Source organism: Gynuella sp. (genome assembly GCF_050297175.1).
In the GTDB taxonomy this organism is placed as follows: domain Bacteria; phylum Pseudomonadota; class Gammaproteobacteria; order Pseudomonadales; family Natronospirillaceae; genus Gynuella.
In genome coordinates, this window is sequence record NZ_JBNKSF010000007.1 from 128,352 (window position 1) to 145,510 (window position 17,159).

At 43.3% G+C, this 17,159-nt stretch carries 14 protein-coding genes; 8 read left to right on the forward strand and 6 right to left on the reverse strand.

What is annotated here, in order from left to right; all coding sequences use genetic code 11:
• Window positions 1–26 precede the first annotated feature (26 nt).
• The 5 genes from ftsZ (at window position 27) to argJ (ending at window position 7,470) form a co-directional block, all read left to right on the forward strand.
• Window positions 27–1,181 (forward strand): cell division protein FtsZ, encoded by a 1,155-nt coding sequence (gene ftsZ, locus ACQY6I_RS01625; RefSeq protein ID WP_428239977.1) that lies wholly within the window; start codon window positions 27–29, stop codon window positions 1,179–1,181.
• 100 nt (window positions 1,182–1,281) lie between these two features.
• Window positions 1,282–2,193, forward strand: coding sequence for a UDP-3-O-acyl-N-acetylglucosamine deacetylase (lpxC, locus tag ACQY6I_RS01630; RefSeq protein ID WP_428239725.1), 912 nt, complete (start codon window positions 1,282–1,284; stop codon window positions 2,191–2,193).
• A gap of 29 nt (window positions 2,194–2,222) precedes the next feature.
• On the forward strand, window positions 2,223–3,152 hold the full coding sequence (locus ACQY6I_RS01635; protein ID WP_428239726.1) for a M23 family metallopeptidase: 930 nt from the start codon (window positions 2,223–2,225) through the stop codon (window positions 3,150–3,152).
• A gap of 266 nt (window positions 3,153–3,418) precedes the next feature.
• Window positions 3,419–6,154, forward strand: a complete 2,736-nt coding sequence (secA, locus tag ACQY6I_RS01640) for a preprotein translocase subunit SecA (protein WP_428239727.1) — start codon at window positions 3,419–3,421, stop codon at window positions 6,152–6,154.
• A 92-nt stretch (window positions 6,155–6,246) separates the two neighbouring features.
• Window positions 6,247–7,470, forward strand: coding sequence for a bifunctional glutamate N-acetyltransferase/amino-acid acetyltransferase ArgJ (argJ, locus tag ACQY6I_RS01645; protein WP_428239728.1), 1,224 nt, complete (start codon window positions 6,247–6,249; stop codon window positions 7,468–7,470).
• 39 nt (window positions 7,471–7,509) lie between these two features.
• Here the strand turns inward: argJ and yacG are convergent, their stop codons facing one another.
• The 5 genes from yacG to pilB are packed head-to-tail and all read right to left on the reverse strand — an operon-like array spanning window position 7,510 to window position 12,128.
• Window positions 7,510–7,728 carry a DNA gyrase inhibitor YacG gene (yacG, locus tag ACQY6I_RS01650; RefSeq protein WP_428239729.1) on the reverse strand — a complete coding sequence of 73 codons (219 nt, stop codon included), beginning with the start codon at window positions 7,726–7,728 and terminating at the stop codon, window positions 7,510–7,512.
• The gene (gene coaE, locus ACQY6I_RS01655; protein ID WP_428239730.1) at window positions 7,725–8,324 is read right to left on the reverse strand and encodes a dephospho-CoA kinase; all 600 of its coding nucleotides are present in this window, start codon (window positions 8,322–8,324) and stop codon (window positions 7,725–7,727) included. Before coaE ends, yacG begins: the two co-directional genes overlap by 4 nt.
• Complete coding sequence (locus tag ACQY6I_RS01660) at window positions 8,321–9,181, reverse strand: prepilin peptidase (RefSeq protein ID WP_428239731.1); 861 nt, start codon at window positions 9,179–9,181, stop codon at window positions 8,321–8,323. Before ACQY6I_RS01660 ends, coaE begins: the two co-directional genes overlap by 4 nt.
• Before the next feature lie 5 nt (window positions 9,182–9,186).
• Entirely contained in the window at window positions 9,187–10,416 is a 1,230-nt protein-coding gene (locus ACQY6I_RS01665; RefSeq protein ID WP_428239732.1) for a type II secretion system F family protein, read from the reverse strand.
• Window positions 10,417–10,430: 14 nt separating this feature from the next.
• Window positions 10,431–12,128, reverse strand: a complete 1,698-nt coding sequence (gene pilB / locus ACQY6I_RS01670; RefSeq protein ID WP_428239733.1) for a type IV-A pilus assembly ATPase PilB — start codon at window positions 12,126–12,128, stop codon at window positions 10,431–10,433.
• 248 nt (window positions 12,129–12,376) lie between these two features.
• Between pilB and ACQY6I_RS01675 the strand changes: the two genes are divergently transcribed.
• Together ACQY6I_RS01675 and ACQY6I_RS01680 are read left to right on the forward strand one after the other, a co-directional pair.
• Window positions 12,377–12,826 (forward strand): pilin, encoded by a 450-nt coding sequence (locus tag ACQY6I_RS01675; protein ID WP_428239734.1) that lies wholly within the window; start codon window positions 12,377–12,379, stop codon window positions 12,824–12,826.
• A gap of 114 nt (window positions 12,827–12,940) precedes the next feature.
• Entirely contained in the window at window positions 12,941–15,001 is a 2,061-nt protein-coding gene (locus tag ACQY6I_RS01680; protein ID WP_428239735.1) for a sulfatase-like hydrolase/transferase, read from the forward strand.
• A gap of 10 nt (window positions 15,002–15,011) precedes the next feature.
• On the opposite strand, the gene nadC is transcribed toward ACQY6I_RS01680, so the two are convergent.
• Window positions 15,012–15,875, reverse strand: a complete 864-nt coding sequence (nadC, locus tag ACQY6I_RS01685) for a carboxylating nicotinate-nucleotide diphosphorylase (protein ID WP_428239736.1) — start codon at window positions 15,873–15,875, stop codon at window positions 15,012–15,014.
• Window positions 15,876–16,068: 193 nt separating this feature from the next.
• On the opposite strand from nadC, the gene ampE reads away from it, so the two are divergent.
• Entirely contained in the window at window positions 16,069–16,917 is an 849-nt protein-coding gene (ampE, locus tag ACQY6I_RS01690; protein ID WP_428239737.1) for a regulatory signaling modulator protein AmpE, read from the forward strand.
• Window positions 16,918–17,159 lie beyond the last annotated feature (242 nt).

Genomic DNA, 17,159 nt, shown 5'->3' on the forward strand with positions numbered 1-17,159 from the left:
GAGATTTAGAACACAAAACCGGTGATATTTTCACTTTAGTAGATGATTTTCCGCAATCAGCTGTCATCAAAGTCGTTGGCGTTGGTGGTGGTGGTGGCAATGCTGTTCAGCATATGCTTAACAGCAGTATTGAAGGTGTTGAATTTATTTGTGCCAACACAGATGCCCAGGCATTGAAGTCATTGGAGGCTCGTACTGCGGTCCAGCTTGGGGGAACCATTACCCGTGGTCTTGGTGCGGGGGCAAATCCAGAAATTGGTCGCCAGTCAGCACTGGAGGATAGAGACCGAATAGCAGAGGTGCTTAAAGACGCAGATATGGTCTTTATTACTGCTGGTATGGGCGGCGGCACGGGCACTGGAGCGGCACCTATTGTTGCGGAAGTGGCCAAAGAAATGGGAATTTTGACAGTTGCAGTGGTCACCAAACCGTTCCAGTTTGAAGGAAGGAAACGGATGACCATTGCGGAGGCCGGTTTGGAAGAGTTAGGGCAACACGTTGATTCCCTGATTACCATTCCAAACCAGAAGCTACTGCAAGTGTTGGGCAATAATGTTACCTTGCTGGATGCCTTCGCTGCAGCTAATGACGTGTTGCTAAACGCTGTACAGGGGGTTGCTGACCTGATTATTCGTCCCGGTTTGATCAATGTGGACTTTGCCGATGTTCGCACAGTAATGTCCGAGATGGGAATGGCCATGATGGGGTCCGGTCGTGCAAGTGGTGAAAACCGCGCCTCAAAAGCCGCTGAAGCCGCTGTCCGCAGTCCCTTATTGGAAGATATTGATCTACAGGGAGCCAGAGGCATTCTGGTAAATGTTACCGGTGGTCTGGATATGGGACTGACTGAGTTTGATGAGGTTGGCCGTATAGTCCATGAATATGCTTCTGATGAAGCGACTGTAGTGGTCGGAACTGTAGTAGATCCGGAGATCTCTGATGAAATCCGTGTTACGGTTGTGGCGACAGGTCTGAATCGTCCGGTAGCCAAACCTAAAGTGGCGGTTGACAACACCCGTAAAAGTGCTGCTCAGTCACCTGAAGCCCGGAAGTTTGATCGCTCAGCTCCAGTTGCTAAAAAAGCACATGGACAAGAGGTTTCGCATCAGCAACAAAAGGAAATTTCCCGAGATTTAGACTATCTGGATATTCCTGCTTTTCTGCGGAAACAAGCTGACTAAAATATGAACGTTTACATAAAAATGGGTGCGGGTCATACAGCCGCTTTGGTAATATGCGGCGGTTCAAAACCTATCCAAGTTGCTGCAGACCAAATTTAGTATGATTAAACAACGTACACTTAAGAACATCATTAGGGCTACAGGGGTAGGCCTTCACTCCGGTGAAAAGGTCTACCTCACTCTTAAACCTGCTCCAGTCGATACCGGTATTGTTTTTTGCCGAACGGATTTGGAACCAGTGGTTGAAATTCCGGCGAAGGCAATGAACGTTGGTGATACCACGATGTCGACGACTTTAGTGGCCGGTGGTGCGAGTGTAGATACTGTTGAGCACCTGTTATCAGCAATGGCGGGTCTAGGGATAGACAACGCCTATATTGAAGTGAATGCTGCTGAAGTTCCAAGTATGGATGGTAGTGCTGGGCCTTTTGTGTTTTTGATTCAATCGGCAGGGATTGAAGAACAAGACCGGGCTAAGAAGTTCATACGGATCAAAAAAACGGTTGAAGTAAAGGATGGCGATAAATACGCCCGCTTTGAACCTCATAATGGTTTTAAGGTGTCTTTTACCATTGATTTTGATCATCCAGCGTTTAAAGACAGAAGTCAGAAACACTCTCTGGATTTTTCAACCACGTCTTTTATTAAAGAAATCAGCCGGGCAAGAACATTTGGTTTTATGCGCGATTTTGAATACCTGAGGGCTAATAATTTGGCCTTGGGTGCTAGTTTCAGTAATGCCATTGCCTTGGATGACTTTAAAATCCTAAACGAAGATGGCCTGCGTTATGAAAATGAGTTCGTAAAACACAAAATTCTTGATGCGGTTGGTGATCTATATCTCTTAGGACACAGTCTTTTAGGTCATTTTGTCGGCTTTAAATCTGGTCATGGCCTGAATAATTTACTGCTACGCGAGCTTTTAAAACATGAAGATGCTTGGGAATATGTTTCTTTTGAGGAAAAAAATGCTCCTATAGCCTATACTCCGGTACTAGCAACTGAATATTAATGCAACTACCGTAGTGTCCAGTATTTTCTATGATCAATATTATCGTCGTCAGCAGGCGAAATGGTCGCGTCAGATCGCTTTCCTCAGGAATGACTCTCTTCCTATTTCTCATAGGGCTCTCTTCTTTGGGGGGAGTCGGCTATTTTGGTTATTGGCTGGGGCACGAGCTTCAAAATGACGTTTTTGACCAAAACTCGGCCGCAGCGTGGAAGAAGACGCTTGCCAAGCAGAAAGAAGATATTTCCCAGGTAAAACAGTACAGCGAAGAACAGATTCAGGCGCTGACCGTTAGAATTGCAGAATTGCAGGCCAGGGCTACGCGCGTTGATGCCTTGGGCGAGCACTTGGTTAAGGTCGCAAAGTTAGACGAGGGTGAGTTTAATTTTTCTGAGCCTCCTGCTGTCGGAGGGCCTGAAGCCAGCGATTTGTATAGTGCTGCTTATCAGGTACCGGTCTTAACGGATGTCATCGATGATTTGGCGACTCGTATTGAAGGGCGGGAGGAGCAGTTGACAATATTGGAAAGTCTGTTGGGCAGTCGCAAGATCAGTAATGACACCTTTATTGCAGGTCGCCCAATATTGAAAGGGTGGATGTCTTCACGTTATGGATACAGGTCAGATCCTTTTACGGGTAAGATGGCTTGGCATGAAGGCGTGGACTTTGCTGGTAAAGAAGGTTCTGAAATTGTGTCTGTCGCTGCTGGGGTGGTGACTTGGGCTGGAGAGCGTTACGGTTATGGTCTGATGGTTGAAATCAATCACGGTTCTGGATATTCCACGCGGTATGGGCATTCCAAAGAAGTACTGGTTAAAGTCGGCGACATTGTCAAAAAAGGTCAGGTAATTGCCAAAATGGGAAGTACGGGACGTTCAACAGGTCCTCATTGCCATTTTGAAGTGCACAATAACGGGAAAGCACTCGATCCAGCCAAGTTTATTCTTCGCGCAAGCAAATAAAATTCACAATTTGCTTGCGATCTAACAAAAAGCCTCCATTTTCCAAAGACATAAAGTAACTGAGCCGGTATATTTAGCGGCCAAAAATTTGTCTTACTTATCAGAGCGGCTTACACGGCCCGAAGTATTACAACTATATCTTTTAACCAGAGCCTATCTCAAAATTGGAAATATACGAGCCTGATTCCAGTAGATATCACCGATTTTGATCAGTTTTAAGATAGGTTCTGGCAAACCCATCGCGATTGAGGCAATTAAGACAGCAGATGTTTACCAGAATTGTTACAAAGATTGTCGGCAGTAAAAACGACCGCGAAGTAAAGCGGTTACTTAAACAAGTTCAGAAAATTAGTGCGTTGGAACCCGAGTTCGAGGCGCTGAGTGATGAACAGCTCAAGGGAAAGACCCAAGAGTTTAAAAAACGGCTTGAGAAGGAATCTCTTGATCAATTGCTGCCTGAGGCCTTTGCTGCTGTCCGAGAGGCCAGCAAACGGGTTCTTGGTTTACGACATTTTGATGTGCAGCTGGTTGGTGGGATTGTGCTCAACAGTGGCAAGATTGCCGAGATGCGGACTGGTGAAGGAAAGACCCTGGTCGCAACATTACCCTGTTACCTCAATGCTTTGACAGGGGAGGGTGTGCATGTTGTGACCGTAAATGATTATCTTGCGCAGCGTGATGCTAGTTGGATGAGGCCTCTTTTTGCTGCCCTTGATCTATCTGTGGGGGTTGTCGTGTCACAGCAGCCGCCTGAAGAGAAGCGGTTGGCTTATAAAGCGGATATCACGTACGGGACCAATAACGAATTTGGATTTGACTATCTTCGTGACAATATGGCCTTCCGGATGGATGATAAATTTCAGCGTGGCCACTATTTCGCTGTAGTCGATGAAGTGGACTCCATTCTGATTGATGAAGCCAGGACTCCGCTCATCATCTCTGGTCCTGCTGAAGACAGCTCAGAACGATACCTTCAGATCAATAAACTCATTCCAAACCTCACCCGAGAATATCCTGCTGAAGAAGGGCAAGAGCTGAAGCCCGGTGATTTTATCATTGATGAAAAGCACCGCTCGCTGGAACTGACTGAAGGGGGGCATGAAAAAGTTGAGCAGCTGCTAGCGCAGAATGGTTTGCTTGCGGAAGGTGAAAGCCTGTATTCAGCGACTAATTTAAGTCTATTGCATCATGTTAATGCGGCTATTAAAGCGCACTTTATGTTCCACCGTAATGTTGACTACATTATCGAAGGTGGTGAGGTTGTAATTGTTGATGAACACACCGGACGAAAAATGCCGGGGCGTCGATGGAGTGAAGGTATTCATCAAGCGATTGAAGCAAAAGAAAACCTGAAAATTCAAAAAGAAAACCAGACTCTGGCGTCAACCACCTTCCAGAATTACTTCCGATTGTATACTAAGTTATCTGGAATGACAGGTACGGCTGATACAGAGGCTTTTGAGTTTAGACAGATTTATGGTCTGGATGTAGTCGTAATACCTACAAACAGGCTCGTTAAGCGGGTTGACTACAATGACTTGGTATTTTTGTCCGAGGATGAGAAGTTCGAAGCTATTGTTAAAGATATCCAGTCGAACATTGAAGCTGGTAGACCTGTACTAGTCGGTACTGCTTCGGTGGAGGCTTCGGAACGGGTGTCTCTGGCGTTGCAGAATCATAAAATCCCTCATAATGTTCTGAATGCAAAAAACCATGCCAATGAGGCAGTTATTATTGCCAATGCCGGGTTACCTGGTGCTGTAACCATCGCTACCAATATGGCGGGCCGAGGTACAGACATTATGCTTGGGGGTAACTGGGAAGCTGAGATTAAGCAACTTGAAGATCCTTCTGAAGCCGATATAGCCCGAATCAAAGACGAATGGAAAAAACGCCATGAAGCTGTGCTGGCTGCGGGTGGTTTGCATATCATTGGTACCGAGCGACACGAATCCCGGCGTATTGATAACCAGCTCCGTGGTCGATCCGGACGGCAGGGTGACCCTGGTTCATCACGTTTTTTCCTGTCTATTGATGACAACCTAATGCGTATTTTCATGTCTGATCGCATGAAAGGCTTTATGAAATCGATGGGCATGGATAAGGGCGAAGCAATTGAGCATAAGATGGTCAGTAATGCTATTGAGAAAGCCCAGAGGAAGGTTGAAAACCGCAACTTTGACATCCGTAAGTCGCTGCTCGAATTTGATGATGTCAATAATGATCAGCGTTCTGTTATTTACGAGCAGCGCGATGAGTTGATGTCTTCGGACGACATCCAGGATGTCATTCAGAATATCCGTAAAGACGTGACTAGCCAGTTGATCGATGAATATGTTCCACCGGAAAGTCTGCACGAGCAGTGGGATATTGCTGGTCTGGAGAAAGCGCTGAGCGCTGAGTTCGATATTCAATTGCCCGTACAGGAATGGCTGGATGCTGATCAACATTTCAATGAACCGCAACTGCGACAAAAAATTGTTGAGGAAATGGAGCGCGTATATCAGCAAAAAGAAGAGCAGGTTGGTGCTGATGCCATGCGTGGCTTTGAAAAGCAAATCATGCTTCAGGTTCTTGATCAGCGTTGGAAAGAACATCTTCAGGCGATGGATCATTTGCGAATGGGGATTCATTTGCGGGGTTATGCTCAGAAGAATCCCAAGCAGGAATATAAGCGCGAGTCTTTTCTGCTGTTCCAGAATTTGTTAGAGGAAGTTAAGTCAGATACCGTAAAAATACTCTCCCGTATGCAGCTTATGACTCGTGAGCAGGCTGAAGAAATTGAACGCCGGCGCCAGGCTATGGAAGAAAGAATGCAGTATCAGCATGAACAGGCCAGCGCGGTGCAACCACAACCCGAAAGTAATTCTGAGCCTGAGTCTGAACCTGAGCCAAACAAGCCTCAACCGATGGTGAGAAAAGGGCAAAAAGTAGGTCGGAATGATCCATGCCCATGTGGATCAGGGAAAAAATACAAGCAATGCCATGGGCGCTTGGGCTGATTTAAAATAACTGAGACCCCGTTTTTTTGAAGTCTATTTAGAATGCGGGGTAATGGTATTCTTTGAAAATTGGAATCTGAGGGTTCATTTAAATGGCTGTTGGTCATGAAACGCTGTCACAATTGTTTCCCGTAAATGGAGTTTCTGTTGGAATTACATGTGCTGGCATTAAAAAGCCTAATCGCAGGGATTTGGTGATATTCGAAATAGCCCCTGGTAGTCAGGTTGTGGGTGTTTTTACAAAAAACAAGTTCTGTGCGGCTCCTGTCCACGTGGCAAAAAAACATCTGACCAGTGCTGAAGGTATTCGTTTTCTAGTGATTAATACCGGAAATGCAAATGCTGGAACAGGCCACCAGGGAATGGAGGATGCGCTTGAGACCTGCACGAGATTGGCAGCTATAAGAAATGTCGGGACTCACCAGGTACTACCATTCTCAACTGGGGTTATTGGTGAAAATCTACCAATGGACCGGTTGTTGGCAGGGTTACCAAACGCATTAGAGGCTCTGGAGGTCGATAACTGGGCGGATGCTGCCAGCGGTATTATGACGACAGATACCCGGCCAAAAGGCATTAGCGTGCAATTCGAATATCAGGGCGAGACTATCACTGTAACAGGTATTGCTAAAGGATCTGGCATGATTAAACCTAACATGGCCACGATGTTGGGCTTTGTTGCAACGGATGCACCTGTTACGCAGCCATTACTGCAGAAAATACTCAGTGACGCAAATGAGCAGAGTTTTAATCGTATTACCGTTGATGGCGACACATCTACCAACGATGCCTGTATTTTGGTCGCTACTGGTAAAGCTGAAGTGCCGTGTTGTGATACTGAAGATTCGGATTTATATCGTTTTCTTAAGAAAACTGTTGGAGAGGTGCTGCTTTTTCTGGCGCAGGCTATTGTCAAAGATGGTGAAGGGGCAACTAAATTTGTTACTGTTGTCATCAATGAGGCCCGCAATACAGCAGAAGCACTTGAAGTGGCCTACACGATTGCTCATTCCCCGCTGGTTAAAACCGCTTTCTCAGCCAGTGATGCCAATTGGGGTAGAATCCTGGCAGCCGTAGGTCGTAGCCAAATCGAAGAACTGGATGTGAGCCGGGTTTCAATATGGCTGGATGATGTCTGTATCGTCCGTAATGGGGAACGAGACGAGAATTACACTGAAGAACAGGGAGGCCGGGTCATGACTCAGGAAGAGATCAGGATAACGGTTAATCTTGGGCTGGGACAAGCGTCAGAACGGATATACACCACTGATCTGTCTGCTGAGTATGTCCGTATTAACGCAGACTACCGAACTTAACGTCTGGCTGATTAGCCAGGATCAAACAATGGGAAAGCGCTAGATGTCTTTCCCATTCTTCTCTGGGTCAATAAAAAAGTCGTCCAAATCTTCAGAAAACGGATCATCCATCATTATTGGACCAGCAATACTATGCCCTTCTGAAGCCCAGTCTCCCAAATCAATGAGTTTGCATCGTTCACAACAAAAAGGTCGAAATTGATTTTCCTTTGACCATTCAACCTCCTTTTTGCAAGTTGGACATTTTACCTTAATCATAATTTAGCCAGTTCTAGAAGAGTTTGGGCCATAGCGTCAAGCTTATGATGAAAAGCTATGAGAGTTGAGTCGTTTGTAATGATGAAATCAGCAATTTCAAGCTTTTGCTCATCAGGCATTTGCTGATTGATGATACTGTTCACTACGCCTGCTGAGCTATTGTCGCGGCTCATAGCACGCTGGGTTCTTATATTGACTGGAGCCACTATCAGAATATTCTGATCACACATTTTGTATTGTTCAGACTCATATAGTAGCGGTGATACCAACAGTGTAACTGCATTCTTTGAAGCTGCTTTAATCTTCTCTTGCATAAGAGTTCGTATGGCAGGGTGTGTTACGGATTCGAGCCATGTCTTTTCTGAAACATCAGAAAAAATAAGTTCTCTGAGCTTTGGGCGGTTCAGATTTCTATCGGCTAACAATATTTCGTTGCCAAAATGGCTTACGATCTCCTGATAAGCCTTTTGGCCCGGCATGACAACTTCTCTCGCCAACACATCAGTATCGATCATATTAAATTGATACTGTTTCTGGAGGTATTTACTAGCTTCAGTTTTTCCGCTGGCAATACCTCCGCCCAGGCCCACAATCATACTTGTAATGTTCCCAGGTACCATTGGGTGATATATTGTCCCCAGAATATATATACCAACGCAGCGCCACACAAATACGGCCCAAATGGTATGGGAATATTCTTATCACGACCTTTGACCAAAATAAGCCCAATACCTATAACTGAGCCAACCGCCGCAGAGAGCAGAATAATCAGTGGCAGGGATTGCCAGCCGAACCACGCTCCAAATGCAGCAAATAATTTAAAATCCCCATATCCCATGCCTTCCTTTCCCGTAGTCAGCTTAAACAGCCAATAAACCAACCAAAGAGACAAGTAACCGGCTACGGCTCCAATAACTGCTTCATTGAGTGATGTAAACGTACTGTTAAGATTGGCTATGAGACCTAGCCAAAGCAACGGGAGGACCAGACTATCCGGTAGCAACTGAGTATCAAAATCTATCATCGTCAATGAAATCAGTGTCCAGACAAATACAAGAAGGTAGGTTGTCTCCATGGACCAGCCAAATTGCCAAGCAATCAACCCAGAAAATGCCGCTGTAACCAGTTCAATAATTGGGTAGCGAGGAGAAATGCCGGTTTTGCAGGAAGCGCATTTTCCTTTTAAAAACAGGTAACTGATAACTGGAATATTCTCCCAGGCACGAATTTTGTGGCCGCACTTAGGGCAGGTAGAGTCGGGCTTAATAAGATTTATTTTGTCCAGTTTCGGAGTCTTAAGCTCCAGAAACTCACTGGCTTCAATGGTCCAGCTGTTTTTCATCATGACTGGAAGGCGGAAAATAACGACATTTAAAAAACTGCCAATTAACAGCCCGAAAATAAAAACGATGGTCGTTAACGCCACCGTGGAAGTTTGGAGTAGGTCGAGCATGGACTTTAAATAACGTTTCCGATTTGAAAAATCGGTAGGTACATAGCAATTACCAGACCACCGACAACAACTCCTAAAAAAGCCATAATCATAGGCTCCATCATACTTGTTAAGCCATCTACCATAGTGTCAACTTCTTCTTCATAAATAGAAGCAGCTTTTCCCAGCATGTCGTCTAAGGCTCCAGATTGTTCCCCAATGGAAACCATTTGTATTAACATTGGGGGGAACACATTCTCGGATTTCATCGAACCTGCAAGTTCGCCACCAGAAGAAACTTCATGCTTGACATTTTGTATAGCACTTTCATAAACAATATTTCCAGATGCTCCTGCAGCAGAATCTAGAGCTTCCACTAATGGAACCCCAGCAGCAAAGGTTGTCGATAGAGTTCTTGCATAACGAGCGTATGCAGCTTGTTTTAAAATATTTCCAATTACAGGGAACTTTAGGGAAAATCGTTGTACCGAGTGTCGAAATTTTTTTGATTTTTTCATAGCTTGAGAAAATGAGAAACTAATTAGTGCTACTGATCCTAATAGAATATACCAGTTCTCTTGCATCCATTTAGATAATAAAACAACTACTTGAGTGGGCAGAGGTAGCTCAGCTCCGAAACTCTCAAATAAATCAGCAAAAGTCGGAACAACTTTTATTAGTAGGATGGCGGTAACTATAGCAGCAATAATTAGTACGACAGTTGGATATTTCAAAGCGCTTTTTACTTTACGTTTTAAAGATTCACTCTTTTCTCTATATAAAGCGACCCTGTCTAGCATCGTTTCCAGCGCGCCAGCTTGTTCGCCAGACTCAATCAAACTGCAAAATAAATCATCAAAGTATTTAGGATGTTTTCTTAGGGCACCAGCGAAAGAACCTCCGGCAGATACATCTGTTTTCATTGCTAAAACCAATTCAGCCATACTTTTATTTGATAGGCCATCTGCAACAATTTCGAATGCTTGGACTAACGGCACGCCTGCTTTCATCATAGTAGCCATTTGTCTCGTAAACGTGGCAATGTCATCTGACTTGATTGATTTCTTTCCGCCCCCTAACCCAAGTAAACTAATGCTTTGGCTTTTTTTAACCAGTTTTTTGACATTAATCCCCTGTTTTCTCAACTGCGCTTTAGCAATTGCTGGATTGTCTGCATTTAATTCTCCCTTTACAGATCGCCCAGATCGAGAAACTCCTTCATATTTATAAGTAAACGTCTTTGCTGCGGTTGCCATAATTTCTGACTCGATTAATTTTCCGAGGTGACACGGTTGATTTCCTCAAGGCTAGTAACGCCTTGACAAACTTTTACCAATCCAGATTTACGCAGGTTGTTATAGCCTTCTCTCTTGAATTGCTCATTCAATTGAATTGAATTGCCTTCTTCCATGATAATCCTGGAAATGGCAGGAGTAATCATAACAACTTCATAAATACCTACTCTTCCTTTATAACCTTTGTTGCATTGATTGCAACCTACCGGGCGGTAAATCTTACTGCTTTTGAGCATTTCGTCACTGAAGCCCTCTTTTTTAAGAGTTTCCTCTGGGATATCTGCGGCTTGTTTGCAGTTACCGCATAGTCTTCTAGCAAGGCGCTGAGCGATGATCAGGTTGACTGTTGTTGCCAGGTTGAACGAAGGAACCCCCATATTCAGCATACGGGTCAATGTTTCTGCTGCGCTATTAGTATGGAGTGTGGATAGCACCATATGGCCTGTCTGTGCAGCTTTAATCGCGATTGAAGCTGTTTCCAGGTCCCGAATTTCACCCACCATTATGACGTCGGGATCTTGCCGTAAAAATGATCTCAGCGCAGCCGCGAAATCTAAGCCAACCCTATTGTTGACGTTAACCTGATTAATTCCTTCTAGGTTGATTTCAACGGGATCTTCAGCGGTAGAGATGTTAACTCCTTCAGTGTTCAGAATATTTAAACCTGTGTAGAGAGAGACAGTTTTACCCGAGCCAGTAGGACCGGTTACCAGAATCATGCCTTGTGGTCGCTGAAGAGCTTCCAGATACATCTCTTTCTGATCGGGCTCATAGCCTAGGGCATCAATTCCCATTTTTGCACTGCTGGAGTCTAAAATTCGCAGTACTATTTTTTCTCCAAACAAGGTTGGTAAGGTATTTACTCGAAAATCTATTGACTTTGTTTTCGATATTTTGAGCTTTATTCGTCCATCTTGAGGAACTCGCCGCTCTGAAATGTCTAGTTGTGACATCACTTTGAGCCGAGCAGCAATTTTGGTCCCGAGCGTAACGGGTGGATGAGACATGTCCTGTAACATTCCGTCTACTCGAAAACGTACGCGATATATCTTTTCATATGGTTCAAAATGCAGATCTGATGCTCCTTTCTTTATGGCTGAAAGAAGCATCTGATTAATAAAACGCACCACAGGAGCATCATCAGTTCCATCAGAAGCATTTTCATTCTCATCTTTTTTGTTTTCGGCAACTTCCAAATTATCGAGGGTATCATCATCCAAGCCTTCGAATGCTTCAGCGCCGTCATCGAGAAAGTTTTCAATAAGCCTAGAAAGCTTATCGTCTTCAACCAGAATAGACTCGGTGCTTAACCCTGTATGAAACTTAATTTCATCCAAACCAATTAAATTAGTTGGGTCAGACACGGCAACAAACAGCCGATTTCCCCTTTTTACGAGTGGAAATGCTCGATGAGAAACTATGAGCTTACTGTCAACCAAGTCCTTATTAATAAGCTCTGTATCAAATGCCTCCAAATCAAATAAGGGGGTGCCAAACTCAGTTGCACAGGTTTGCGCAATTTGTAAGGGTGTCGCTAGCTCTGACTCTATAAGTTGTGTAACAAGCTGCACTTTTTTCTTTTTGGCTTGATCAGTCGCTTCTAAGGCGGCTTCTTCTGTTAGGATTTCATCGGCTACAAGCCGCTTGGCCAGGCCATTTAATAAAACTGCCATATGTTGCTTCTATTTATTGATGCGTTGTTTCTTGGCTAGATTAGCTTGTAACAAAGAAATAGGCTAGTTGGTTGATGAAAGGGAAAGCTGAATTGGCGGGATTTGTCACATAGTGACCTGGAAAGCCACTTGCTGTAAGAGAAAAAGAGGGGCGAATCCCACAAAAATAACGTTCTCATGTTTGGCACATATAATGCTTTAGTATAATCGTTATTCATAATTGATTTATTAAAACGAGGGTAAATAGAATGAAGCGAGTTCAATCGGGTTTTACATTAATCGAGTTGATGATCGTTATTGCGATTATTGGTATTCTGGCTGCAGTAGCCATTCCTCAATATCGTGATTATGTTGTCCGTACCGAAACCAGTAATTCGCTGGCGGCGTTACGCCCAATTCAATTGGACGTGAGTGAGTATGCGGCTCGTTATGATGCGTTGCCTACTAACTGCGCTGCCTTAAATGGTTATTCAGGTCTTTCATGTACGGCAACAGATCATGGCTTAGGAAATGTTGCATCTATTGCGGTTGGTGGTAATGGGGTGTTAACAGTTACTTTTGATACAGCTGCCGCTGGTGTTCCTAAAGAGATAGCGGGAAAAACGTATACAGCAACTCCATCTAAGAATAGTAGTGGTGCTGTGTTATGGGCTTTTGCTGCTGGCAATATTGATCCGAAGTATATTCCACGAAAATAGTAAACAAAGGAAGATAGCCTAATCAAAAAAAAGAAGGTATTAATACCTTCTTTTTTTGATTAAAAGTATTGAACATTGTATTCGAAAGAAAAAGACGTGCTTTGGTGTAATTTGATGAATTCAAAAGTGAGAACATTGGATCTAGTTCTTTCAAGTTTTATATGCTGTTTATTTGTCTTTTTTTCATATGTGATCGGGTGGCGCAATATCTCTTTCCCTGTGAGAGGTGAGTATATTTTATCCTCCCGGTATTGGAATCTCGCTTTAGTTAGAGACATATTGTATTTTTTTTTGGCGCATTTGTTTATTATTGTAGTTATCGGTAGTGTGATTTTTTTTGTTGCAATATATTTTAGAATATATATAAAACAGAAATTTAATGCAGCTGTAAGTTTATCTTTCACGACGTTCGTCGTTGTCCTGTTAATCCATCTCATGTTGTTCGGTTATTGTGTAGAACACTATCCCCATCTTGAAGTATCGGTTTTACTCGGTGGTTTAGAATCGTTAAAGAAATATGTGCTGCTGGGACATATCTCTTTAATTATTTTATTATTTATAACTTGTATTAGTTTTCTAGTTTCTTATCGAAGAAAAGAAAATTTTATAAAGTCTATATTATTTTTATTTTTCTTGATCATTTTCTTTCTTCCATATGCTGGTTATATAAGTGCTGGTAGTTTTTCTAGTAATAGTGACAGTAATATTAAAGAAACAACTGTAAAGCCTAATGTTGTTTTTATTGGAATAGACTCTTTATCTTCAGTTCATATCGACAATTATGGAGAAAATTTACCTAATATCACTTCTTTCATAAACAGTAGTTGGTATTCTCCTCAAGTTTTTACTCCGATTGCACGAACTTTTCCTGCATGGTCAAGTATTCTAAGTGGTAAGTATCCGTCGAAAACTGGGGCGCGTTTTAATCTTACGGATTTTGACCGGGTAAAAACGGATGGTATGCTTCAGAATCTTTTGAAACAACAAGGTTATTACACAATATTTGCTCAGGACGAACGGCGCTTTAATAATATTGATGAGTTATTTGGTTTTGATAAATCAATAGGTCCAAAAGTGGGTGTTTCTGATTTTATTATTCCGATGTTTTCGGATAATCCATATTCGGCATATTTTTTAGATAGTGCTATCGGGAAATGGTTATTTCCTAATATAGCGTTTAACCGGGTTTCATCTATAACTTATAAGCCAGAAAAATTTGTAAAAGAAGTACTAGGTCAAGTAGGGAAGAGAGAAAAAAATACCCCGTTATTTTTAGCTGTACACTTTTGTTTGGCGCATTATCCGTATTCTTGGGCAAATGCTGCATTGAATATACCTAGTTCGAGAAATATAGAGAACTATTTTCATTTGGCTGCTGCGCAACGAGTTGATGAACAGGTAGGTCATTTTCTTCAGGGCTTGAAGCAGTCAGGAGTTTTACAAAATGCTATCGTAGTATTGTTATCTGATCATGGAGAGGGGATTGGTTTTGAGCCACCAGTTTGGAGTGATGGTTTTTGGGACAATAAAGGCAGAAGTAATATATATTTTGAAATGGCGGCTAAGGCACAAAAATATCGTGATCCTACAAGCTTTGCGAGATTCCTGAGAGGACATGGTAATAGTCTGCTCTCAATAGAACAAGTAAAGAGTATTTTATCTATTCATCAATATGGAGGATACTTTAATGATATTCCTAAACATAATAATTTCCCTGTCTCGTTGGTTGATGTTGCCCCTACTATAATGGATCTTTTGCATATGCCTCAGTTGACAGATGCTGATGGTATATCTCTTATGAAGACGGATGATGAATTTAATAAGAGGCCTATTTTTATGGAAACAGGCTTGCAGATGAAACTGCCATCTATTGGTGGCGGGGTTCAGGAAATTTCCGGCAGCATTAAAGATAAAATGTTATATTACCACATCAATAAAGATGGCAAATTAGTTATTAGTAATGACTTTTTTAAAGAACAGATAAAAGAAAAGCAGTTTGGGGTTGTGATGAATGACTGGTTGATAATATCAGAGAAGTCGAAATTCTCAGATGACATGAAGTATCTAGTAGTTAATAGAAAAAATGGGTTTTGGTCCACTAATTTAAATGAGCCTTTGCTTCCTAAATTAGTACTTGATATGAAGAATGCGCTGGATGCTTATATCGGTTTATAAGAGTAGTAATTCATCTTATTCGCAAACTCAAATCCACCACCCGAACTTCCTTAGTTATCCCTCCCACAGATGCACGGATATTCTGCTCATACTTTTGCTCTCCCAGTTTGGAAAGGTCTAACCCCCCGGATATCTCCAGTTGGTGAGCTGATGCTCTTTGGTCGGTCTTTATGACGACTTCGACATCCTGTTCGCTGAATTCGTCCAGCATTATGTAGTGGGCATTGGTCGATGCGGCTTCGTTGAATTCTTCGATGTTCTCGACTTCTATTTCTATCTTGGCTTTTGGAGCAATTTGTTGGCTCTGTGCGACTGCTTTGGTGATACCGCCTGCGGCAGCAATGTGGTTTTCCTTGATCAGGAACATGTCATAGAGACCGAGTCGGTGGTTGGCGCATCCGCCGACCAGTACGGCATATTTTTGAGCCAGTCGGAGTCCGGGAATGGTTTTGCGGGTGTCCAGTATGGTGATATTTTTGTTTTTGACGGCTTCAGCATATTGGTAAGCGGTCGTAGCTGTGCCGGAAAGGGTCTGCAGGTAGTTCAGGGCGGTTCGTTCGGCCGTTAGTATAGAGCGGGCATTGCCGCTGATTTCCACCAGTGTCTGTTGGTTGCTGATACTGTCACCGTCTTCCACCAGCCAGTTCAGGTTGACGTTGGGATCAACTTGACGAAAGACCTCATTGACCCACGCTTGTCCACATATGACAGCTTTCTCATCTTTACAGATAATACTCGCTTGAACCATTTGTTCGGCGGGAATCAGTTGTGCGGTGATGTCCCCTGTGCCGATGTCCTCTTCCAATGCAAACGCTACTGAGCGTTGCATGTGATCCAAAAGCATGGTGAAAAACGGTACATCTTCAATTTTCATGATCTTTTTTCTAAGCGGTGAAAGATGGGGGCGGATAGTAATCCGATTTGCAGCAATGATCAAAAGTGGTTCTGTGGCTGGCTTTGGTGCCAGGATTACTCTTGCGGCAGTCTGGCAGTAGGTTGTATTGAATATTGTTATGGCCGGAAGTAAGGTAAGCTGGCTTATATAACCATAGTCACGGCAAGTACGTATGAATATATTGACCATCATTCTGGTATTGGCTTTCCAGAAATTTTTTGGCTCTACTACTCTGGAGCAGCCCGATCAGTGGATTCGTCATTGGCAGGAGTGGTGGAACAAGCATATCTCCAATCCCGCAGTGGTCCTGATACTGACCATCTTCGTGCCTCCGGTTGTACTTTTTTTGTTGTTACAGTGGCTGGACAGCTGGCTGATTACCCTGTTTGTAGATGTGCTGGTCTTACTGTATGTGATGGGGCGAGGTCATATGCGGGAGACACTGGAAACCTGTTGTGAATTTAACATACAGGAAGATCATTCAGTGATCGTTCGCCATTCCATCAAATGCTTTGACGCTGATCTGAATCCGCACGAGAGTGATTTGAACACTATTTTTCGTCAGGTTCGAGCGGCTTTGGTGGATGTCACGTTTTATCGTTTTTTTGCGGTATTACTCTGGTATATGTTTTTTGGCGCTGCAGGAGCGCTGATGGTTCGATTGGTTTTGGTTTTTCCGGAGGATTCTCACAACCGCGTTCTTCTGAGTGGTATAAAAGGAGCCGTCTTTTGGGTGCCGGCTAGAGTGCACAGTTTCTTTATTGCCTTGATGGGAGACTTCCCAGCAACTTTTCCAATGGTTTGGCGCGACACTAAAAAGATGGATTTTAGTTCCGATGCCTCTGTTTATGACTATGTGTTAACGGCTATGCATGAGGACACTGATCGAGATCGGGAGATTGACTGGAGTGCGAAAACGGATGTTGAGCGTAAGCAGCGCCTCAAGGCAACACTTAACCTGATTGAAAGAACCCGGATCGCCTGGTTGGTATTGGCGGCCTGTTGGTTTTTGGTTTTTTAACCCGGTTTTATATCTGGCGGGTTGCTTCCGTTCCTGTGGAATGTGTATTGGCCGGAGGCAGAAATTTTGATTGTTACTTCTTTGCTGGCCTGTTTTATCAGCTTGATAAACTTTTTTTATCATCCATACCATTTCAGTGCGCGTTGATTGAATTGTCTGCTATGTTGTAAGAGTAGACATTCTGTGGGTTTTTAAGGCCCGATGTCTGAATGGACTGATCCTCGTAATGCAGGGAGTGATGA